The 235-nt window shown below is 65.5% G+C and carries 1 protein-coding gene; it reads left to right on the top strand.

All coding sequences use genetic code 11. The annotated features are described in order from the left end of the window. Positions 1-235, top strand: a 235-nt coding sequence (locus G9G57_RS25535; RefSeq protein ID WP_164965701.1) for an AMP-binding protein, incomplete at both ends; no start/stop codon positions are given.

Here is a 235-nt window from a genome sequence, read left to right as displayed (position 1 = left end):
TTCTCGGCGCGTTTAACCCGGCGCAGCCGGAAGCGGCTCCTGCGGCGGCGTTCCACCAGCTGTTTGAGGAACAGGCGGAGCGCACGCCGGAAGCGGCAGCTGTCGTGTACGAGAATGACCAGCTGACGTATGCGGAGCTGAACGAGCGGGCGAACAGTTTGGCGGCTACGCTGCGCACAAGCGGCATCGGCCGGGAGACGATCGTCGGCATTCTCGCCGAGCGTTCGGTGGACTT

The organism is Paenibacillus sp. EKM211P, assembly GCF_011066175.1.
Taxonomy (GTDB): Bacteria; Bacillota; Bacilli; order Paenibacillales; family Paenibacillaceae; genus Paenibacillus; species Paenibacillus polymyxa.
The sequence above is the reverse complement of the archived record's forward strand: the minus strand, read 5'-3'. Positions and strand labels throughout refer to the sequence as shown.